Origin of the sequence: Shewanella indica, assembly GCF_002836975.1 — a bacterium.
GTDB classification, from domain to species: domain Bacteria; phylum Pseudomonadota; class Gammaproteobacteria; order Enterobacterales; family Shewanellaceae; genus Shewanella; species Shewanella indica.
Window position 1 is genome coordinate 47,273 of sequence record NZ_NIJK01000038.1, and the last position, 17,985, is coordinate 65,257.

Consider the following 17,985-nt stretch of genomic DNA (forward strand, 5'->3'; position numbering starts at 1 on the left):
ATGCCGTTACTCGATATACGAAATCTCACCATAGAACTGGACACGCCTCAGGGACGAGTCAAGGCGCTGGAAAAAGTCAGCCTGACGGTCAATGCCGGTGAAATCCATGGTCTGGTCGGTGAATCCGGCTCGGGCCGTTCTCTTATGGCACGGGCCATTCTCGGGATCCCCGGCCCCAACTGGACTGTCACCGCCGATCGCATGATGTGGGATGGCCGCAACCTGATGGAGATGACCCAGTCGGAGCGGCGCAGCCTTATGGGCTCTGATATGTCGATGATATTTCAGGACCCCTCCGGCAGCTTTGACCCGGCACTCACTGTGGGCAGCCAATTGATTGAAGCCATGCCGTTAAATAGGCAGATACCTTTCTTTCGCCGCGGTAAAGAGCGGCGCCTCACTGCCCAGAAATGGCTGCACAAGGTGGGAGTCAAGGAACCGCGGCGGGTGCTGGGCAGCTATGCCTGGGAGCTCTCCGAAGGTGAATGCCAGAAAGTGATGATCGCCATGGCGCTGGCCAACCGTCCCAAGCTGTTGATTGCCGATGAACCCACGGCTTCGATGGAACCCAGTACCCAGGCGCAGATATTCCGCCTGTTGACCCAGCTCAATCAGTTGCAGAACGTCGCCATCTTGCTGATCAGCCACGAGTTGGACACACTGTCGAACTGGTGTAACCGGCTAACAGTGCTCTACAGCGGCCAGGTGATGGAATCCGGACCTACCGCAGAGCTACTTGAACAGCCTTATCATCCCTATACCAAGGCGATGTTGGACAATATGCCGGACTACTCCGGTCCTGCAGCCCACAAAACACTGATGCCGACTCTGCCGGGCTCGGTACCGGCGCTGCAACATCTGCCGATAGGCTGTCGCCTGGGGCCTCGCTGTCCGGAAGCCCGTAAACAATGTGTGGTGCAACCGCAGCTGAGCCATCATAAAGACAGATACTACGCCTGCCATTTCCCCTACCAGAGTGAGCCTATTGATGACGACTCCCTTGCTTAAAGTCACGGACCTGAGCAAACGCTATTTCAGCGGTTACAAGGGCTTTCGCCGCCAATATACTGAGGCCTTGGCGCCCATTTCGTTCGAACTCAACAGTGGCGAAACCCTGGCTATTGCCGGTGAAGCCGGCTCAGGCAAGAGTACTTTGGCCCGCATTTTGGTCGGCGCCGAGTATCGCAGCGGCGGAGAAATTCTGTTCAATGGCGAGCCGCTCGACAGCCATGATCTGAAACACCGCTGCAGACTTATCCGGATGATATTCCAGGATCCCAACACCTCACTCAACCCAAGGCTAACCATAGGGGAACTGCTCAATGAGCCGCTGAGGTTCAATACCCGGCTGTCGGCCCATGCCCGTAGCGAGCAGGTGGTTGAGACTTTACGTAAAGTGGGCTTGCTGCCGGAACATGTGGAGTTTTACCCCCACATGATTTCCGAAGGCCAGAAGCAGCGGGTGGCGGTGGCTAGAGCCTTGATGCTCAACCCAAGGATCATTATCGCCGATGAAGCTCTGACAGCCCTGGATCTCTCGGTGCGGGCCCAGATCCTCAACCTGCTGCTCAAGCTGCAAAAAGAGATGGGGCTTTCCTATATATTTGTGTCCCACAATCTCAATGTTATTCGTCATGTCAGCGACAAGATCATGGTGCTACACAAGGGCGTGATGGTGGAAAAGGCCGCCACCGAGACCCTGTTCAATGATCCGCAACACGAATACACCCAAAGATTGTTGCAGGAGCAGGCACAATTGACCCGCAAGCGTTGAGAATAAGCCAAACTGCTCCAACCACTACCCTGTTGGCAGGCTTTTTGAAAAAATCAGTACCAATTCAAGTTGAAATACTTATCCTAATGACAGTTTTCGGAAGAAGAAGCTAAGACATGATTATTAAACCTAAAATTCGTGGTTTCATTTGTACCACTACTCATCCTCTGGGCTGTGAAGCCAACGTGCTGGAACAGATCAACACCACCAAGGCCAAAGGCAAGATAGCCAATGGCCCCAAGAAAGTACTGGTGGTAGGTTCTTCCAGTGGTTATGGTCTCTCCTCCCGTATTGCCGCCGCCTTTGGTTCCGACGCTGCCACTATCGGGGTCTTTTTTGAGAAACCCGGCACTGAGACCAAACCCGGCACAGCCGGTTGGTACAACTCGGCGGCGTTTGACAAGTTTGCCAAGGCTGAAGGCCTGTATTCCAAAAGCATCAACTGTGATGCCTTCAGCCATGAAGCCAAAGCCAAGGTAATTGAGCTGATCAAGGCCGATCTGGGCCAGATAGACATGATAGTTTATTCACTGGCCTCACCCGTGCGTAAACTGCCTGACAGCGGCGAAGTGATTCGCTCGGCCCTCAAGCCTATCGGCGAGTCATATCGCTCTACCGCGGTAGACACCAACAAAGACACCATCATTGAAGCCTCGGTTGAGCCGGCCACAGAGCAGGAAATCAACGACACTGTTACTGTGATGGGGGGGCAGGATTGGGAACTGTGGGTAGATGCCCTCGACAAGGCCGGTGTGCTGGCCGATGGCTGCAAAACAGTTGCTTACAGCTATATAGGTACAGAGCTGACCTGGCCTATCTACTGGCACGGCGCTCTGGGTAAAGCCAAGATGGATCTCGACCGCGCCGCCAGTGAGCTAAACCAAAGACTGGCCGCCAAGGGTGGCAGCGCCAATGTCGCTGTGCTCAAGAGTGTGATCACTCAGGCCAGTTCGGCTATTCCGGTAATGCCACTGTATATCGCCATGGTCTTCAAGAAGATGCGCGAAGAAGGCCTGCATGAAGGCTGCATGGAACAGATTTACCGTATGTTCAGCGAGCGCCTATACAAGGCCGATGGCAGCAAGCCAGAAGTAGACGATGCCAACCGCCTGCGCCTGGACGATTGGGAACTGAGAGAAGATATCCAGCAGCATTGCCGTGATCTCTGGCCACAAATCACCACAGAAAACCTCAGTGAGCTGACCGATTACCGTGAGTACAAGGCCGAATTCCTCAAGCTGTTTGGCTTTGGTATCGAAGGCATAGACTATGATGCCGACGTTAATCCAGCCGTTGAGTTTGACGTGATTGAACTCTAAATTGAAACAATAACGCTGACCGAAAAACGCCGCTATCAAGCGGCGTTTTCTTTTACCACCACAAGTAAAGGGTAAATTATAAGCTTTCAGGCGATGAATCGACTGTGGGCATTTTACCTATGGTTGCAGAATCAGCGCTTGGAGCCCAAATTTGTCGCTTAGGCATCCATCTCGAGGACGATTGAGTTTATACTCTTTACCTTGCTAATTATTCTTCCAGGAGAAAACCATGAAAATCAGTGCACGCAACTGTCTTGGCGGTACCATCAAAGCCATCGAAGAAGGCTCTGTAAACAACGAAGTCACCATTGAACTGGCTCCGGGTGTTGAGCTCACCTCTGTGGTCACCAAAGCCTCCTGTGAGCGTTTGGGGCTTAAAGTAGGTGACAGTGCATACGCACTGATCAAAGCCAGCAGCGTAATGCTGGGTGTTGACGAATAATCAATGAGCAGCGCCGCAAGGCGCTGTTTTTTGTTATATATACGGATATCTATTGGGCCAAAGTAGTGGGCCCTGAAAAACAACAAACCTATTTTCAAGAGACGCTGGCCTATATCAACGCCGAGCGTGCACGTGGAAAGGTCATCAAGCCTCCCAAAACTAACACCTTCAACGCTCTGCGTTATACGCCATTATCAGAAGTCAAAGTAGTGCTCCCGGGACAAGATCCCTATCATGGTCCATCAAGCCCACGGCCTGTGCTTCTCAGTGCCCAAAGAGGTGGTGCCACCGCCATCATTACAGAACATATTTCAGGAGCGGGCCAATACAGTCCCGGGGTTTAGTGGAGTGCGAATAAGTCCTCGTGGAACTCTCGCTTCGTGGTAACCCTAGGAGATAAATGCCAGACATAAAGAAGCCGGTCATTTGGACCGGCTTCTACGTTAAATCATTGAAGTTATTTACTCATCGCTTTCAAGGTAAACAATTTCAGCTTTGGCCTTCAACATATTGATCACAGCGCGATAGTCATTCTCACCGTACTGACTGTTAAGACCTTGCTTGATGGCCGCAACCTGATCGGCCGGAGCACTTTCTGCATCATGAATGGCATCCAGTACCACCACGGCATAACCGGTAGCCAGCGACACAGTATCAACGCTCAAACCCTCTTTGGCCTTGGCCATCTGGAATGCCTTGCTCACCAAAGCCGAATCTACATCCTGGGTGAAACGTCCCAGGTTGGCGCGGCTCTGCAGCGCGATATCGGCATTACCTTCTTTGAGCTTGACCATGTATTCCTGCGCCTTGTCACGAGCAATCTCATTGGCTTTTTGCTGCTTGAGACGTGCTTCAATGGCAGGCTTAACCTCGGCGAACTCAAGCGTGCCGGCTTGCTGATGTTCCTTAACGCGGATAACCACGACATGGTTGCGCTCCACTTCCAGCAGCTCACTGTTCATACCTCCCAGTACATCACTGGAGAAGGCGGCTTTGGCCAGTTCCGGCTTATCGAAAGGTGCTGGCGCGTTGTCACGGCCGAACAGTCGGGTAGTCTTGATCTCTGCACCAACAGCCTTGGCCGCTTCCTGCAGGTTATCAGGGATTTCATAGCTGGTATCGGCCAATTTCTGCTGCAGACCATAGAATTGGCTGACAGCTTCATCCTGCTTGAGCTGCGCGACTATCTTGTCTTTCACTTCGGCGAAAGGTGCAGTCTGACCGCTCTGGATATCCAGCAGTTTGATGATATGGAAACCGAAAGGCGTCTTGACCACTTTGGAAACATCACCCTTGCTCAGTGCAAACAGGGCGTCATCAAAAGCAGGATCCATCACACCAGGCTCAAACCAACCCAGTTCACCGCCCTTCTCACCGCTCAGGGTATCCTGAGAGTCAGACTTGGCCAGCGCAGCAAAATCAGCGCCGTTTTCCAGTTGCTTGTGAAGATCCTCAGCCTTGGCTTCGGCGTTGTCGGTCGAGGCATCGATCAGAATATGGGCTGCCAGACGCTTTTCGGCGGTCTGATATTGATTCTGATGCTCATCATAGTAAGTCTTGGCTTGCTCATCACTGACCTGAATGCTATCGGCCAAATCTTTGGCATCAAGCTCAACATATTCCAGGCTGATCATTTCCGGACGTTCAAATTGGGCCGGATTGGTGTCGTAGAATGATTTAACTTCCTCTTCGGTCACTGTCGCTTGGCCCAGGAAAGGCTCAGCGTCAACCAGGAGATAGCGAATATCACGGGTTTGTCCCTGCAGCTTAGCCAGAGATTCGGCTTCACCGTTGAGAACAAACTCGCTGCCAATCAAGGCACTGATCAGCTGACGACGAGTCATATCCACCCGCATACTTTCACGGAAAGTCGCTTGTTGATAGCCCAGTTGGCGCAGAATGGCTTCGAAGCGATCATTGTCAAACTTGCCTTCAGTCTGGAAGGCCGGCTCTTGTCTAATGGCTTCTGCAATTTGAGCATTGGACACTCGCAAGCCCATTTCAGCGGCGGCTTGATCCAGCAGCTTTTGCGCTACCAGACGTTCAAGCACGCCTTGCTTGATACTGGCCAAGTAAGCATCATTGGCCGCCAGGGCGTCAAACATCTCACCCAACTGTTGTTCCAGACGGGCACGCTCGCTTTGATAGGCCTGGTCCAGTTCGGTTGTGGAAATCTCTTCACCATTGACTGTGGCGGCCGGAGCCACTGAGGAGGAACCCAGGTAACTGCTTACACCAGCAAATGCAAAGGAAAGTATCACCAGCACCAAAATAGCTTTGGCTATTACGCCCTGTGACCCTTCGCGAATCTTCTCTAACATCAGACGTCTCGCTTAGCGATTAATAGTAAAAAAAAGGCGCATCTCTTGTGGGATGCGCCTATCTGTAACATGAATGGAGTCTGCAGACGCTACTTCAGCCTATCCTCACACTCCGAAACGTCGGCTAATCCGGCGTTTCTCAATCCGTAAAAAGCACTGCCTGGCAGTGCTTAATCTTTACGAAAGCCTACAAAGGCTACGATGTTAATTAGTTAACAGCGTCTTTCAGAGCTTTACCTGCCTTGAATGCAGGGATTTTAGCTGCAGCGATTTTGATCTCTTTCCCGGTCTGTGGGTTACGACCAGTGCGCTCAGCGCGCTCACGCACTTCAAAAGTACCGAAACCAACAAGAGAAATTTTGTCGCCTTCTTTCAGACCATCAGTCACAGCTGCGATGAAAGAGTCCAGTGCGCGGCCGGCAGCGGCTTTAGAAATGTCAGCACCAGAAGCGATTTTCTCGATTAGTTCAGATTTGTTCATGTCATCCCCTTGAATGTAGTTTTCGCGCCGCAACCAAATCCTTCTCTAGAGCGGTCTGCGGAGGCTTTTATAACAAGCTTGATACCAAAGTTCAAGCTCAGTTGGAAAACCAAAGAATTTAAATTGGATACAGCTCAAAGCCAGTTGCCCCAAGGGCTTGGCACAACTGGCTCTCCACAGACCTAGGCTACCACAGGTCTGGGTTTTGTTAAGCCCCTTTTTTCATTTTTTTTAGTGGCATAGGACATTTTCTTGCGTTAGCCCAAATTTTTTACCACTTCAAAGCCTTCGACTGGTCGCTCAAGCGCCAATTGCAGCACTTCGTCTATCCAACGAACCGGACGAATTTCCAAGTCTGCCACTACGTTAGCCGGAATTTCTTCCAGATCCCGTTCGTTCTCCTTGGGTATCAATACCAGTTTAATACCACCTCGGTGGGCCGCCAGCAGTTTCTCTTTCAAGCCACCGATTGGCAGTACTTCACCTCTCAGGGTAATTTCACCTGTCATGGCGACTTCACCCTTGACCGGGTTACCTGTCAGGCTGGAAACCAAGGCAGTACACATAGCGGCACCGGCAGATGGACCATCTTTCGGGGTTGCCCCTTCGGGTACGTGCACATGGATATCACGCTTCTCGTAAAAGTCAGGGTTGATCCCCAACTGCTCGGCGCGCGCCCGAACCACAGTCATAGCGGCCTGGATAGACTCCTGCATCACATCACCCAGCGAACCTGTATAGGTGAGTTTGCCCTTACCGGTCACTGAGGTGGCTTCGATGGTCAGCAAGTCGCCGCCCACTTCGGTCCAGGCCAAACCTGTCACCTGGCCAATCTGGTTCTTGGATTCTGCTTTGCCATAGTCAAAACGCTGTACCCCCAGGAAAGACTTGAGGTTGTCCTGATTGACATCCACATGCTTGGTGTCTTTCTCCAGCATGATCTGCTTCACCACTTTACGGCAGATCTTTGACAACTCACGCTCCAGTGCCCGCACCCCGGCTTCACGGGTGTAATAACGGATCACCCCGAGAATGGCGCTGTCATCGACAGTGATTTCAGTCTTCGTCAGGCCGTTACGTTCAATCTGCTTCGGCAGCAAGTGCTGCTTGGCAATATTGAGTTTCTCATCTTCGGTGTAACCGCTAAGACGGATAACTTCCATCCGGTCCAGCAAGGGGCCAGGAATATTCATCGAGTTGGAGGTGGCCACAAACATCACGTCGGACAGATCGTAATCCACTTCCAAGTAGTGATCGTTAAAGGTCGCGTTCTGCTCTGGATCCAACACCTCCAGCAGAGCCGAGGCCGGATCGCCACGCATGTCCGAACTCATCTTGTCGATTTCATCGAGCAGGAACAGTGGGTTCTTCACCCCGACTTTGGCCATCTTCTGGATAATCTTGCCCGGCATAGAACCTATATAGGTACGGCGGTGACCACGGATTTCCGCTTCATCACGCACGCCGCCCAATGCCACCCGCACATACTTACGGCCGGTTGCTTTGGCAATAGATTGCCCCAGAGATGTCTTACCTACCCCCGGCGGGCCAACCAGACACAGGATAGGGCCCTTGAGCTGTTTCACCCGGCTCTGTACCGCCAGATACTCGAGGATCCGCTCTTTAACCTTCTCCAGACCATAGTGATCTGTATCCAGCACCTGTTCGGCCTTGGAAAGGTCACGCTTAATCTTGGAGCGCTGTTTCCAGGGCACTGAAGTCATCCAGTCAACATAGCTGCGTACCACTGTGGCTTCAGCTGACATCGGAGACATCATTCTCAGCTTGTTAAGCTCGGCAGACGCCTTCTCTTTGGCCTCTTCCGGCATGCCGGCTTCTTCAATCTTACGGCTCAGACTTTCAAATTCGTCGTGGCCTTCATCGAGATCGCCAAGCTCCTTCTGGATAGCCTTCATCTGCTCGTTGAGATAATACTCACGCTGGCTCTTTTCCATCTGTTTCTTGACCCGAGAGCGGATACGTTTTTCTACCTGCAGCAGGTCGATTTCCGCTTCCATCATGGCCATCAGATATTCAAGCCGCTCACCGACCTTGACCATCTCAAGTACAGACTGTTTGTCTGCCAGCTTGAGCGGCATATGCGCCGCCATGGTATCGGCCAGTCTGTCGGCCTCTTCGATACCTGAGAGTGAGGTGAGCACTTCTGGAGGAATTTTCTTGTTCAGCTTGATATAGCCTTCAAACTGACTGATTGCGCTGCGTACCAGCACCTCTTCTTCCTTGTCGTCCAGCGCTTCTGACTCCAGGTAGTGTGCGGTGGCAACAAAGAACTCTTCTTCCTGGGTATAACGTTCTATGCGGGCGCGCTTACCGCCTTCGACCAATACCTTGACTGTGCCATCGGGCAGCTTCAGCAGCTGCAAAATGGAAGCGACTGTACCTACGTCGAAAATATCGTCTATGCCAGGCTCGTCCAGATCCGCATCCCGCTGCGCCACAAGAATGATCTGTTTATCCTGCGCCATGGCAGTTTCCAAACAACGGATGGACTTTTCACGTCCTACGAATAACGGAATTACCATATGGGGATAGACCACCACGTCTCTCAGTGGCAGCACGGGCAATTCGATTCGCGCTTCACGCTCTAGGGTCATAGTTCGATTCCGTTTCAGTTAAAGATTACATTGAGTATATTGGGACGCTTTCTCGGCTTTCAATGGTAAAGATAAAAAAAGGAGCCCCAGTGGACTCCTTAATTTTCAACCTGATAGCTTATTGCTCAGTTATTGGTCACCGGCAGCAGCCTGGGAGTCATTATTCTCGTAGATAAGAATAGGCGCTGACTCACCTTTCACCACAGATTCATCGATAACCACCTTGACCACATTATCCATGGACGGCAGGTCATACATGGTATCAAGCAGTATCGCTTCAACGATGGATCGCAGACCACGGGCCCCTGTCTTACGGGACATGGCTTTTTGTGCTATCGCCTTGAGAGCGTCATCGCGAAACTCAAGTTCGACATTTTCCATCTCGAACAAAGTGGCAAACTGCTTGGTGATGGCGTTTTTGGGCTCGGACAGGATCTGCACCAGAGCCGCTTCATCCAGTTCACCCAAGGTCGCAACCACAGGCAAACGCCCGATAAACTCAGGAATAAGGCCATACTTGACCAAGTCTTCCGGCTCAACCTGCAATAGAGTATCTGTGATGGTGGCCTTTTCAGCCTGACCTTTAACCTGAGCGCCAAAACCTATGCCGCTACCCACATGGGAGCGCTGCTCAATCACCTTCTCAAGGCCTGCAAAGGCACCACCACAAATAAAGAGTATCTTGGAGGTATCAACCTGCAGGAACTCCTGTTGTGGGTGTTTACGGCCGCCCTGAGGAGGCACGGCGGCAACAGTGCCTTCAATCAGTTTCAGCAGTGCCTGCTGCACCCCTTCACCGGACACGTCTCGGGTGATGGAAGGGTTATCTGACTTACGGCTGATTTTGTCAATCTCATCGATATAGACAATACCACGCTGTGCCTTGTCAACATCATAGTCGCACTTCTGCAGCAACTTCTGAATGATATTTTCAACGTCTTCCCCCACATAACCGGCTTCGGTCAATGTGGTGGCATCCGCCATGGTAAAAGGCACATTCAGGAACCGCGCCAGGGTTTCTGCCAGCAAGGTTTTACCGCTACCGGTTGGACCGATAAGCAGAATATTACTCTTGCCAAGCTCCACACCATCTTTGGGGACGCTGTTTTTCAGGCGTTTATAGTGGTTATAAACCGCAACAGACAACACCTTCTTGGCCTGCTCCTGACCGATAACATAATCATCCAGATGAGCGCGCAGTTCATGGGGAGTCGGCAGTTTGTCCTGATCCCGATTGGGCGAAATCTCTTTTATCTCTTCGCGAATGATGTCGTTACACAGTTCGACACATTCGTCGCATACATACACAGATGGCCCGGCGATCAGCTTGCGAACTTCATGCTGGCTTTTTCCGCAGAAAGAGCAATACAGCAATTTGCCGCTATCACCGTTGCCTTTGTTGTCACCCATTACTCTACCTCTTTTGCAGTCTGCTCTACTGCCATACACTTAAGCGTCTTCAATCTGAGCATAGCCCAGCCATAAGCAAAAATCAGCTTTAACGTTTGGTCAGAACCGAATCCACCAAACCGTATTCCATGGCCTGAGAAGCACTCATAAAGTTATCTCGGTCGGTATCTCGCTCGATGATTTCCAGTGGTTGGCCTGTGTGCTCGGCCAACATCTGGTTCAGCTTCTGTTTAATCCCCAGGATCTCTTGGGCATGGATAGCGATATCCGATGCCTGGCCCTGGAAACCACCCAAAGGCTGATGGATCATCACCCGCGAGTTCGGCAAACAGTGACGCTTACCCTTGGCACCACCGGCCAACAGGAAGGCGCCCATACTGGCCGCTTGCCCGATACATACAGTGCTGACATCCGGCTTAATAAACTGCATGGTGTCATAAATAGCCATACCAGCAGTGACAGAGCCGCCTGGTGAGTTGATATAAAGAGAGATCTCTTTATCCGGGTTTTCTGATTCCAAAAACAGCAACTGTGCCACGATCAAGTTGGCCATGTGCTCTTCAACCTGACCAACCAGGAAGATCACCCGCTCTTTCAACAAACGTGAATAGATATCGTAAGAGCGTTCTCCCTTGGCGGTTTGCTCAACCACCATAGGAACGAGTGCATTAAGTACTGATTCTGGCGCGTTATGCATCATTAACTTTCCCTAAATAAAAAACGGCCCGCATGAGGGACCTCATACGAGCCATTATAAATGGCGAACAACCAAGCAAGTCAAGCTTAGGTTATGCGCGGCCGGTAGCCTTGTTCATAAATTCTTCAAAAGCGACATCTTTCTTAGTCACTTTGGCTGATTTCAGAACCGCTTCAACGGCTTGCTCTTCCAGAGCCAGGTTGCGCATGTTCTGCATCAACTCTTCGTTACCGTTGTAGTATTCGATCACTTCTTTTGGATCTTCGTAGGCAGAAGCCATGGAAGCGATCAACGCCTGTACACGCTCTTCTTCAGCTTTCAGCTCGTTGGACTTGATCACTTCGCCAAGCAGCAGACCGACTTTAACACGGCGCTCGGCTTGTTCTGTGAACAGTTCAGCAGGCAGTTCAGGCATGTTGGCACCTTGACCACCGAAACGCTGCATGGCCTGGCGACGCAGAACGTCAACTTCACCGTCGATCAGCGCTTTTGGCAGTTCGATTTCATTGGCAGCCAGCAGGCCTTCAAGAACTTGTTCTTTCACATTGGCTTTCAGAGCTTGTTCCAGCTCGCGGCCCATGTTCTTGCTGATCTCAGCTTTCAGAGCGTCGATGCCACCATCGGTGATACCGAACAGCTTGGCGAACTCGTCGTTAACTTCAGGCAGGTTGGCGCCCTTGACTTCTTTCACTGTGATAGCGAACTTGGCGGCTTTGCCTTTCAGGTTTTCAGCGTGGTATTCCTCAGGGAAAGTCACGTCGATGTCGAACTCTTCACCGGCTTTGTGGCCTTTAACGCCTTCTTCAAAACCAGGTATCATGCGACCGCTGCCCAGTTGCAGTTCAAAGTCTTCGGCCTTGCCGCCTTCAAACTCTTCACCGTCAACGCTACCAACAAAGTTGATAACCACTTTGTCACCGTCTTCGGCAGCGCGCTCAACCGCTTCGTAAGTCGCGTGTTGCTTGCGCAGGGTTTCGATCATGTTATCAACGTCGGCTTGTTGTACTTCGGCAACAGGCTGCTCAACTTCGATACCGTCCAAGCCTTTGATTTCAACTTCTGGATAAATTTCAAAGGTCGCGGTGAACTCAAACTTTTCGGCGTCAGTGGCACCTGGGGTAAAGGTAGGAGCACCGGCAGGGTTCAACTTCTCGGCAATGATGGCCTCTATGAAGTTGCGCTGCATTACTTCACCGGTAATGTCTTGGCGAATCGCTTTGCCGTAACGCTTTTCAATCACGCTTGCTGGGACTTTACCTGGACGGAAGCCTGGGATGCGGGCACGCTTGGCTTCGCGTTGCAGGCTGTCTTTAACCAGTTTTTCGATCTGCTCTGCAGGAACAGAGATGGTCAGGCGACGCTCCAGGCCTTGGGTTGTTTCAACAGAAACTTGCATTGTTTTACCTCGAAATGTGTCTAACGTCCTTTGCAATAGCCGATTGTTTCAACTATTCAGGTATTCGTTTCTTGATCTTTAACTTGACTTAAATGCCCATCAGAAGTGAATTCCGGCACCGGTCGCACATTGTTGATTGTTATCAAGACGCAGCATTATATCGACCGTTCTTAGTGGAGTCGAGCCTCAATGCCACAGAAAAGGGCATAAAAAAAGCGACCTAAGGTCGCTTTTTTTAATAAAGAGTGGGGTGACTGATGGGGCTCGAACCCACGACAACTGGAATCACAATCCAGGGCTCTACCAACTGAGCTACAATCACCACCGAAAGTGGTACGCCCGGCAGGATTCGAACCTGCGACCATCCGCTTAGAAGGCGGATGCTCTATCCAACTGAGCTACGGGCGCAGGACCTGCAAATTAAATTTGCATCCTAAGCGGTACTGACAATGCTATCCACACTGCCCTTGAAATCTGGTCGGTGATAGAGGATTCGAACCTCTGACCCTCTGCTCCCAAAGCAGATGCGCTACCAGGCTGCGCTAATCACCGAAAATTTTCTCCAAGCGCGGTTACAACCGGCTCGCCTCGAGAACGGAGCGCATCTTAGCCCCTCACCCGACAAGCGTCAACGATTTTTTTAAGCACTTTATCTGCTTGGCGAAATTACGTGCTGCTTTAACGAAATTCTGTGTTCTGGACCCGGTTTGTCCATGACACTCCCAAGCCTCACTGGTAAAATGGCGCCGTTTTCAACATCATCGCGCCATACAAAGGATATCCTACACCCATGACAGCCCAACTAATAGATGGCAAAGCGATTGCGCAATCCATAAGACAACAGCTAAAGCAAAAAGTCGCTGCACGTCAAGCAGCGGGACAACGTATCCCAGGCTTGGCTGTTATTCTGGTGGGTGCTGATCCTGCCTCTCAGGTTTATGTCGGCAGCAAGCGTAAAGCCTGTGAAGAAGTGGGGTTCATCTCCCGCTCCTATGATCTGCCTGATTCCACCAGTGAAGAAGAACTGCTGGCCCTGATAGATTCACTCAATGAAGATGCCGCCATTGATGGCATTCTGGTGCAGCTGCCGCTGCCGGAACATATTAAAGAATCCAAGGTCATTGAGCGGATCCGACCCGACAAAGATGTCGACGGTTTCCATCCTTATAATGTTGGCCGTTTGGCTCAACGGATCCCGGTACTGCGCTCCTGCACTCCCATGGGGATCATGACTCTTATCAAGTCTACCGGTATCGATACCTATGGACTGGATGCGGTTGTGGTTGGCGCCTCCAATATCGTGGGCCGTCCCATGACTCTGGAGCTGCTGCTGGCCGGCTGCACCACAACTACTTGTCACAGATTCACCAAAGATCTCAAGGATAAGGTCAGCCGCGCCGATCTTCTGGTGGTTGCCGTCGGCAAACCCGGCTTTATCCCCGGTAGCTGGATCAAACCAGGCGCCATAGTCATAGACGTGGGCATTAACCGTCTCGACAGCGGCCGTTTGGTGGGCGATGTTGACTTTGATCTTGCCTGTGAGCGCGCCAGCCATATCACCCCGGTTCCCGGTGGCGTGGGTCCAATGACCATAGCCAGCTTGCTGGAAAACACCCTGTTTGCCGCAGAGCAATATCACGACTAAGGGTAGATTGAAACCAACCTCAGTTTGGTTTCAATTTCAAGCGATAAAAAAACGCCGGCTTCAACAGCCGGCGTTTTCGTTTCGATTATTGGCAAAGAAGGATTACTTCTTGCGCCAGCTGGTTCCTTGTGGGCCATCTTCCAGCACCACCCCCAGCTCATTCAATCTGTTGCGGGCAACGTCGGCAGCAGGCCAATCCTTTTCGGCACGGGCACGGTTACGCTCGGCAATAAGCGCTTCGATCTCAGCCACTTCATCGTCGCTGCCCTCGCCTTTGAAGAAGGCTTCAGGTGTAGAGCTGACAATCCCCAAAACATCGGCCAGTTGTTTCAGTGACACGCCAAGAGCCGAGGCTGCTGCCATATCCACGCCCTTAAGGCGGTTGATTTCACGCACCATCTCAAACAGCACAGAGTAGGCTTCAGGGGTGTTGAAGTCATCATCCATCGCCGCCTTGAAGCGCTCAACATATTCTTCAGCAGGCGCCGCAGTGACATTCAAGTCAAGGTCTTTGAGCGCAGTGTAAATTCGCTCAAGCGCGGCTCTGGCCTGCTTGAGGTTGTCTTCCGAATAATTCAACTGGCTGCGGTAGTGGCCGGACAACAGGAAGTAACGCACAGTTTCGGCATCATAATGCGCCAGCACATCGCGAATAGTGAAGAAGTTACCCAGCGACTTGGACATCTTCTCTTTATCGACCATCACCATGCCGGTATGCATCCAGTAGTTCACATAAGGCGTGTCGTGGGCGCAGCAAGATTGGGCGATTTCATTTTCATGATGCGGGAACTGCAGATCGCTGCCGCCGCCATGAATATCGAAATGCAATCCCAGGTGTTTGCTGTTCATGGCAGAGCACTCAATATGCCAACCGGGACGACCCGGGCCCCAAGGTGAATCCCAAGTGGGTTCGCCGGGCTTGGACATCTTCCACAACACAAAGTCCATGGGATCGCGCTTGTGCTCGTCCACTTCGACCCGGGCACCGGCCTGCAACTGCTCCAGGTTCTGCCCGGAAAGCTTGCCGTATTCAGGGAAAGAAGCGACGCTGAAAAGTACATCGCCATCATCGGCCACATAGGCATGACCACGGGCGATTAGCGCCTCCACCATTTCGATAATCTCGGCAATATGCAGAGTCGCCCTTGGCTCCATATCGGGGCGCAGCATATTCAGGGCATCAAAGTCTTGGTGCATCTGGCCGATGAGACGCTCAGTGAGGCTATCGCAGCTCTCGCCATTTTCATTGGCGCGCTTGATGATTTTGTCATCCACATCTGTAATATTGCGCAGGAAGTTAACCTGGTAACCTGCGTAACGCAGGTAGCGTACTATCATGTCAAAGGAAACAAAGGTCCGGCCATGACCGATATGACACAAGTCGTATATGGTGACACCACATACATACATACCCACTTTACCTGGGTTAATCGGTTTAAATTCCTCTTTTTGGCGGCTCAGACTGTTGTATATCTTCAACATCGACTTTCTCTTCAACAATATAGGATTAGTGGGTAAAACGAATCTGGCAGTTTAACATTGCCACAAGCTCTTGAATACTGCCCTTTATAGCCGGAGTCGGATAAGTTAGAATCCGCCAACAAAATTTATCCTGAGGATCCGATCATGATTACATTGCACACCAACCACGGCGACATCAAACTGGCGCTGGATAGTGAAAAAGCCCCTCTGACTGCGGCCAACTTTATCAAGTACGCCCAGGAAGGCTTCTATGATGGCACTATCTTCCACCGCGTTATCGATGGCTTTATGGTTCAGGGTGGCGGCTTTACCGAGCAGATGTCACAGAAACCTACCAATGCCCCTGTGCGTAACGAAGCCAACAATGGCCTGTCAAACAAGACAGGTACCATAGCCATGGCCCGCACCTCTGATCCTCACTCCGCCACCGCGCAGTTCTTTATCAACGTCAACGACAACACCTTCCTGGATTTCAAAAACGAGTCAATCCAAGGCTGGGGTTACTGTGTATTCGGTGAGGTGGTAGAAGGTATGGACGTGGTTAATGCCATCAAAGGCGTAAGCACTGGCAACCGCGGCATGCACCAGGATGTGCCTCTGGAAGCCGTGATCATCGAGAAAGTGACTATAGCTGACTGATAACTGCTGAATGCGCACTCTCTTTATCGGCGATCTGCACCTAAGTGCCGATCGCCAAGATATCCTCAACGCCTTCTATCACTTCCTCGATACCTGTCTTGAACAGGTCGACGCCCTCTATATTTTGGGGGATCTGTTTGAGGTTTGGGTCAGTGATGATTTGGCTGAGCCCTTTGCCCTGGCGCTGGCCGAGCGTCTCTATGAAGTCAGCCGCACCCTGCCGGTATACTTTATCCACGGCAACCGCGACTTTATGCTGGGGAAAGAATACGCCGCCAAAGCGGGGATGACCTTACTGCCCGAAGTGTATCGACTGGATCTCTATGGCCACAAGACAGTGCTGCTGCATGGCGACAGCCTCTGCACTCTGGACAAGGCCTACCAGCGTTTTCGCCGGTTTCGCAATATGGCATTGCCCCGCTGGATATACCGCCATCTGCCGAAAAAGACCCGCAGCAATATTGCCGCCAAGCTCAGGCAAAACAGCCAGATGCAGAATCAGCTGAAAAGCATTGAGATAATGGATGTTGAGCCGAGTGCGGTTGATGAACTGTTTGCCAGTACCGGCGCCGAGTTGATGATCCACGGTCACACCCATAGACCGGATATCCATCAATTAGTGGCTAATAGGCAGCGCTTGGTGGTGGGAGACTGGTATGAGCAGGGAAGTGTCTTGAGTATCAGTGCCGAGAACATAGAACTGACCAGCCTGCCTTTTATAGAGAAAAGCCCGCAGACCCGGCTTTAGTTGAGCTCATTCAGCCCCAGTTTTATCTGTGTGGCTGTGTCGCCCCGCATTGAATCTGGCCTGCCCTGGTAACCGATAAAACCCATCCAATCAGTCTCAGCTGCCGACCCTGTCGGCATCTGCATTTACCTAGTATTGGCGCAACATCGAGTAGTTTAAAGCGGCGCGCCGCTGTGAAACCTGAATTCATCATCCGACGCTAGAATAAGCTCGGCTTCCACCTCGGCAAAATAAGCCACTCTGGCGCTGATATCCTCGCCGGCAATCGCCTCGGCCAATGAAAGATAATCCTGATAGTGACGCGCTTCAGAACGCAGCAGCGAAATGTAAAAACGTTTAAGCTCATCATCAAGCCAGGGTGCCAGCTTGGCAAAACGTTCACAGGAGCGGGCCTCGATAAAGGCGCCCACTATGAGTTTATCTATCAGAGTCGCTGGCTCATGGGTGCGAACATGCTTCATCATCCCCTTGGCATAACGGCCGGCGCGGATGTTGCTGTATGGGATATTGCGCGCCAACATCAGCTCCAGCACCTGTTCAAAGTGATGAAACTCCTCTTTGATAAGGCGGATCATCTTGGCGATAAGTTCAGGGCCATGGGTGAACCCCGCCCTGGGTGTCAACTCACCAATCAACTCGTTCTTCTTCACTTCTCTGGCCAGAAATGCCGCCATATCCCTGTCGTTTCGATAAACAAACTCTTCGTAGGGCTTGGCCCAGGTGAGCAACTGCTCGCCACTTTGCTTATCCACCGCATACTTGCGTACCAAAAACATCGCCGTCTGCGCCGCCTTAAGCTCACAATTACAGTGATCTATCAGCAATTCGGCCAGTCTATGCTCCTCTTTGGCAGCTGCTATCCAGCTGTCCGGGGTTTCACAGGCCAGGAATTCTTTTACAGGGGCGAGTAACTGCTGCATTGAGGTCAAGCTTCCACAAGAGTTTTCAAGGTCGCCAAGTCTACCAGCAAGCCAATGCTATGCCCACAGCCTCTCGGCGCGCAAACTTGACGCCCC

15 protein-coding genes and 3 tRNA genes are annotated in these 17,985 nt (G+C 51.6%); 7 read left to right on the top strand and 11 right to left on the bottom strand.

Going from position 1 to position 17,985, the window contains the following annotated elements:
- From CX650_RS12585 to CX650_RS12600, 4 genes are all read left to right on the top strand, one after another.
- A complete protein-coding gene (locus CX650_RS12585; RefSeq protein ID WP_039033893.1) occupies nucleotides 1-1,008 on the top strand; it encodes a peptide ABC transporter ATP-binding protein in 1,008 nt (335 codons plus the stop codon).
- Nucleotides 989-1,774 (top strand): peptide ABC transporter ATP-binding protein, encoded by a 786-nt coding sequence (locus CX650_RS12590; protein ID WP_039033892.1) that lies wholly within the window; start codon nucleotides 989-991, stop codon nucleotides 1,772-1,774. Before CX650_RS12585 ends, CX650_RS12590 begins: the two co-directional genes overlap by 20 nt.
- A gap of 116 nt (nucleotides 1,775-1,890) precedes the next feature.
- Nucleotides 1,891-3,093 (top strand): enoyl-ACP reductase FabV, encoded by a 1,203-nt coding sequence (gene fabV / locus CX650_RS12595; RefSeq protein WP_039033891.1) that lies wholly within the window; start codon nucleotides 1,891-1,893, stop codon nucleotides 3,091-3,093.
- A gap of 229 nt (nucleotides 3,094-3,322) precedes the next feature.
- Nucleotides 3,323-3,535: a TOBE domain-containing protein gene (locus CX650_RS12600; protein ID WP_025010701.1), complete on the top strand. Its 213-nt coding sequence runs from the start codon at nucleotides 3,323-3,325 to the stop codon at nucleotides 3,533-3,535.
- A gap of 461 nt (nucleotides 3,536-3,996) precedes the next feature.
- On the opposite strand, the gene CX650_RS12610 is transcribed toward CX650_RS12600, so the two are convergent.
- The 9 genes from CX650_RS12610 to CX650_RS12650 all read right to left on the bottom strand — a co-directional run bounded on the left by CX650_RS12610 (nucleotide 3,997) and on the right by CX650_RS12650 (nucleotide 13,007).
- The gene (locus CX650_RS12610; RefSeq protein ID WP_101096008.1) at nucleotides 3,997-5,856 is read right to left on the bottom strand and encodes a SurA N-terminal domain-containing protein; all 1,860 of its coding nucleotides are present in this window, start codon (nucleotides 5,854-5,856) and stop codon (nucleotides 3,997-3,999) included.
- A gap of 208 nt (nucleotides 5,857-6,064) precedes the next feature.
- Entirely contained in the window at nucleotides 6,065-6,337 is a 273-nt protein-coding gene (gene hupB / locus CX650_RS12615; RefSeq protein ID WP_025010704.1) for a nucleoid-associated protein HU-beta, read from the bottom strand.
- A 257-nt stretch (nucleotides 6,338-6,594) separates the two neighbouring features.
- Nucleotides 6,595-8,952: an endopeptidase La gene (gene lon / locus CX650_RS12620; RefSeq protein ID WP_101096009.1), complete on the bottom strand. Its 2,358-nt coding sequence runs from the start codon at nucleotides 8,950-8,952 to the stop codon at nucleotides 6,595-6,597.
- A 129-nt stretch (nucleotides 8,953-9,081) separates the two neighbouring features.
- The gene (gene clpX, locus CX650_RS12625; protein ID WP_101096010.1) at nucleotides 9,082-10,362 is read right to left on the bottom strand and encodes an ATP-dependent protease ATP-binding subunit ClpX; all 1,281 of its coding nucleotides are present in this window, start codon (nucleotides 10,360-10,362) and stop codon (nucleotides 9,082-9,084) included.
- 88 nt (nucleotides 10,363-10,450) lie between these two features.
- Nucleotides 10,451-11,059, bottom strand: coding sequence for an ATP-dependent Clp endopeptidase proteolytic subunit ClpP (clpP, locus tag CX650_RS12630; RefSeq protein WP_039033912.1), 609 nt, complete (start codon nucleotides 11,057-11,059; stop codon nucleotides 10,451-10,453).
- Nucleotides 11,060-11,150: 91 nt separating this feature from the next.
- Nucleotides 11,151-12,455, bottom strand: a complete 1,305-nt coding sequence (gene tig, locus CX650_RS12635; protein ID WP_039033887.1) for a trigger factor — start codon at nucleotides 12,453-12,455, stop codon at nucleotides 11,151-11,153.
- Nucleotides 12,456-12,701: 246 nt separating this feature from the next.
- Nucleotides 12,702-12,777: transfer RNA gene (locus CX650_RS12640), tRNA-His, on the bottom strand.
- Between the two features lie 9 nt (nucleotides 12,778-12,786).
- Nucleotides 12,787-12,863 (bottom strand) — tRNA-Arg (locus tag CX650_RS12645).
- Between the two features lie 67 nt (nucleotides 12,864-12,930).
- Nucleotides 12,931-13,007 (bottom strand) — tRNA-Pro (locus CX650_RS12650).
- Nucleotides 13,008-13,245: 238 nt separating this feature from the next.
- Here CX650_RS12650 and folD point away from each other — a divergent pair.
- On the top strand, nucleotides 13,246-14,100 hold the full coding sequence (gene folD, locus CX650_RS12655; protein ID WP_071238335.1) for a bifunctional methylenetetrahydrofolate dehydrogenase/methenyltetrahydrofolate cyclohydrolase FolD: 855 nt from the start codon (nucleotides 13,246-13,248) through the stop codon (nucleotides 14,098-14,100).
- A 102-nt stretch (nucleotides 14,101-14,202) separates the two neighbouring features.
- On the opposite strand, the gene cysS is transcribed toward folD, so the two are convergent.
- Nucleotides 14,203-15,582: a cysteine--tRNA ligase gene (cysS, locus tag CX650_RS12660; protein ID WP_101096011.1), complete on the bottom strand. Its 1,380-nt coding sequence runs from the start codon at nucleotides 15,580-15,582 to the stop codon at nucleotides 14,203-14,205.
- A 144-nt stretch (nucleotides 15,583-15,726) separates the two neighbouring features.
- Here cysS and CX650_RS12665 point away from each other — a divergent pair, with 144 nt between their 5' ends.
- Nucleotides 15,727-16,221 carry a peptidylprolyl isomerase gene (locus CX650_RS12665; protein WP_039033884.1) on the top strand — a complete coding sequence of 165 codons (495 nt, stop codon included), beginning with the start codon at nucleotides 15,727-15,729 and terminating at the stop codon, nucleotides 16,219-16,221.
- A gap of 10 nt (nucleotides 16,222-16,231) precedes the next feature.
- Complete coding sequence (locus tag CX650_RS12670) at nucleotides 16,232-16,969, top strand: UDP-2,3-diacylglucosamine diphosphatase (RefSeq protein ID WP_101096012.1); 738 nt, start codon at nucleotides 16,232-16,234, stop codon at nucleotides 16,967-16,969.
- Nucleotides 16,970-17,124: 155 nt separating this feature from the next.
- Here CX650_RS12670 and miaE read toward each other — a convergent pair whose 3' ends face one another.
- On the bottom strand, nucleotides 17,125-17,889 hold the full coding sequence (gene miaE, locus CX650_RS12675) for a tRNA isopentenyl-2-thiomethyl-A-37 hydroxylase MiaE (protein WP_039033882.1): 765 nt from the start codon (nucleotides 17,887-17,889) through the stop codon (nucleotides 17,125-17,127).
- Nucleotides 17,890-17,985 lie beyond the last annotated feature (96 nt).

Excerpts from the sequence above, each read along its gene's own strand:
- folD (WP_071238335.1), top strand. The coding sequence starts at position 13,246 with ATGACAGCCCAACTAATAGATGGCAAAGCGATTGCGCAATCCATAAGA.
- clpP (WP_039033912.1), bottom strand. The coding sequence starts at position 11,059 with ATGCATAACGCGCCAGAATCAGTACTTAATGCACTCGTTCCTATGGTG.
- hupB (WP_025010704.1), bottom strand. The coding sequence starts at position 6,337 with ATGAACAAATCTGAACTAATCGAGAAAATCGCTTCTGGTGCTGACATT.
- lon (WP_101096009.1), bottom strand. The coding sequence starts at position 8,952 with ATGACCCTAGAGCGTGAAGCGCGAATCGAATTGCCCGTGCTGCCACTG.
- cysS (WP_101096011.1), bottom strand. The coding sequence starts at position 15,582 with ATGTTGAAGATATACAACAGTCTGAGCCGCCAAAAAGAGGAATTTAAA.
- CX650_RS12665 (WP_039033884.1), top strand. The coding sequence starts at position 15,727 with ATGATTACATTGCACACCAACCACGGCGACATCAAACTGGCGCTGGAT.
- CX650_RS12585 (WP_039033893.1), top strand. The coding sequence starts at position 1 with ATGCCGTTACTCGATATACGAAATCTCACCATAGAACTGGACACGCCT.
- clpX (WP_101096010.1), bottom strand. The coding sequence starts at position 10,362 with ATGGGTGACAACAAAGGCAACGGTGATAGCGGCAAATTGCTGTATTGC.
- tig (WP_039033887.1), bottom strand. The coding sequence starts at position 12,455 with ATGCAAGTTTCTGTTGAAACAACCCAAGGCCTGGAGCGTCGCCTGACC.
- CX650_RS12670 (WP_101096012.1), top strand. The coding sequence starts at position 16,232 with ATGCGCACTCTCTTTATCGGCGATCTGCACCTAAGTGCCGATCGCCAA.
- fabV (WP_039033891.1), top strand. The coding sequence starts at position 1,891 with ATGATTATTAAACCTAAAATTCGTGGTTTCATTTGTACCACTACTCAT.
- miaE (WP_039033882.1), bottom strand. The coding sequence starts at position 17,889 with ATGCAGCAGTTACTCGCCCCTGTAAAAGAATTCCTGGCCTGTGAAACC.
- CX650_RS12590 (WP_039033892.1), top strand. The coding sequence starts at position 989 with ATGACGACTCCCTTGCTTAAAGTCACGGACCTGAGCAAACGCTATTTC.
- CX650_RS12600 (WP_025010701.1), top strand. The coding sequence starts at position 3,323 with ATGAAAATCAGTGCACGCAACTGTCTTGGCGGTACCATCAAAGCCATC.
- CX650_RS12610 (WP_101096008.1), bottom strand. The coding sequence starts at position 5,856 with ATGTTAGAGAAGATTCGCGAAGGGTCACAGGGCGTAATAGCCAAAGCT.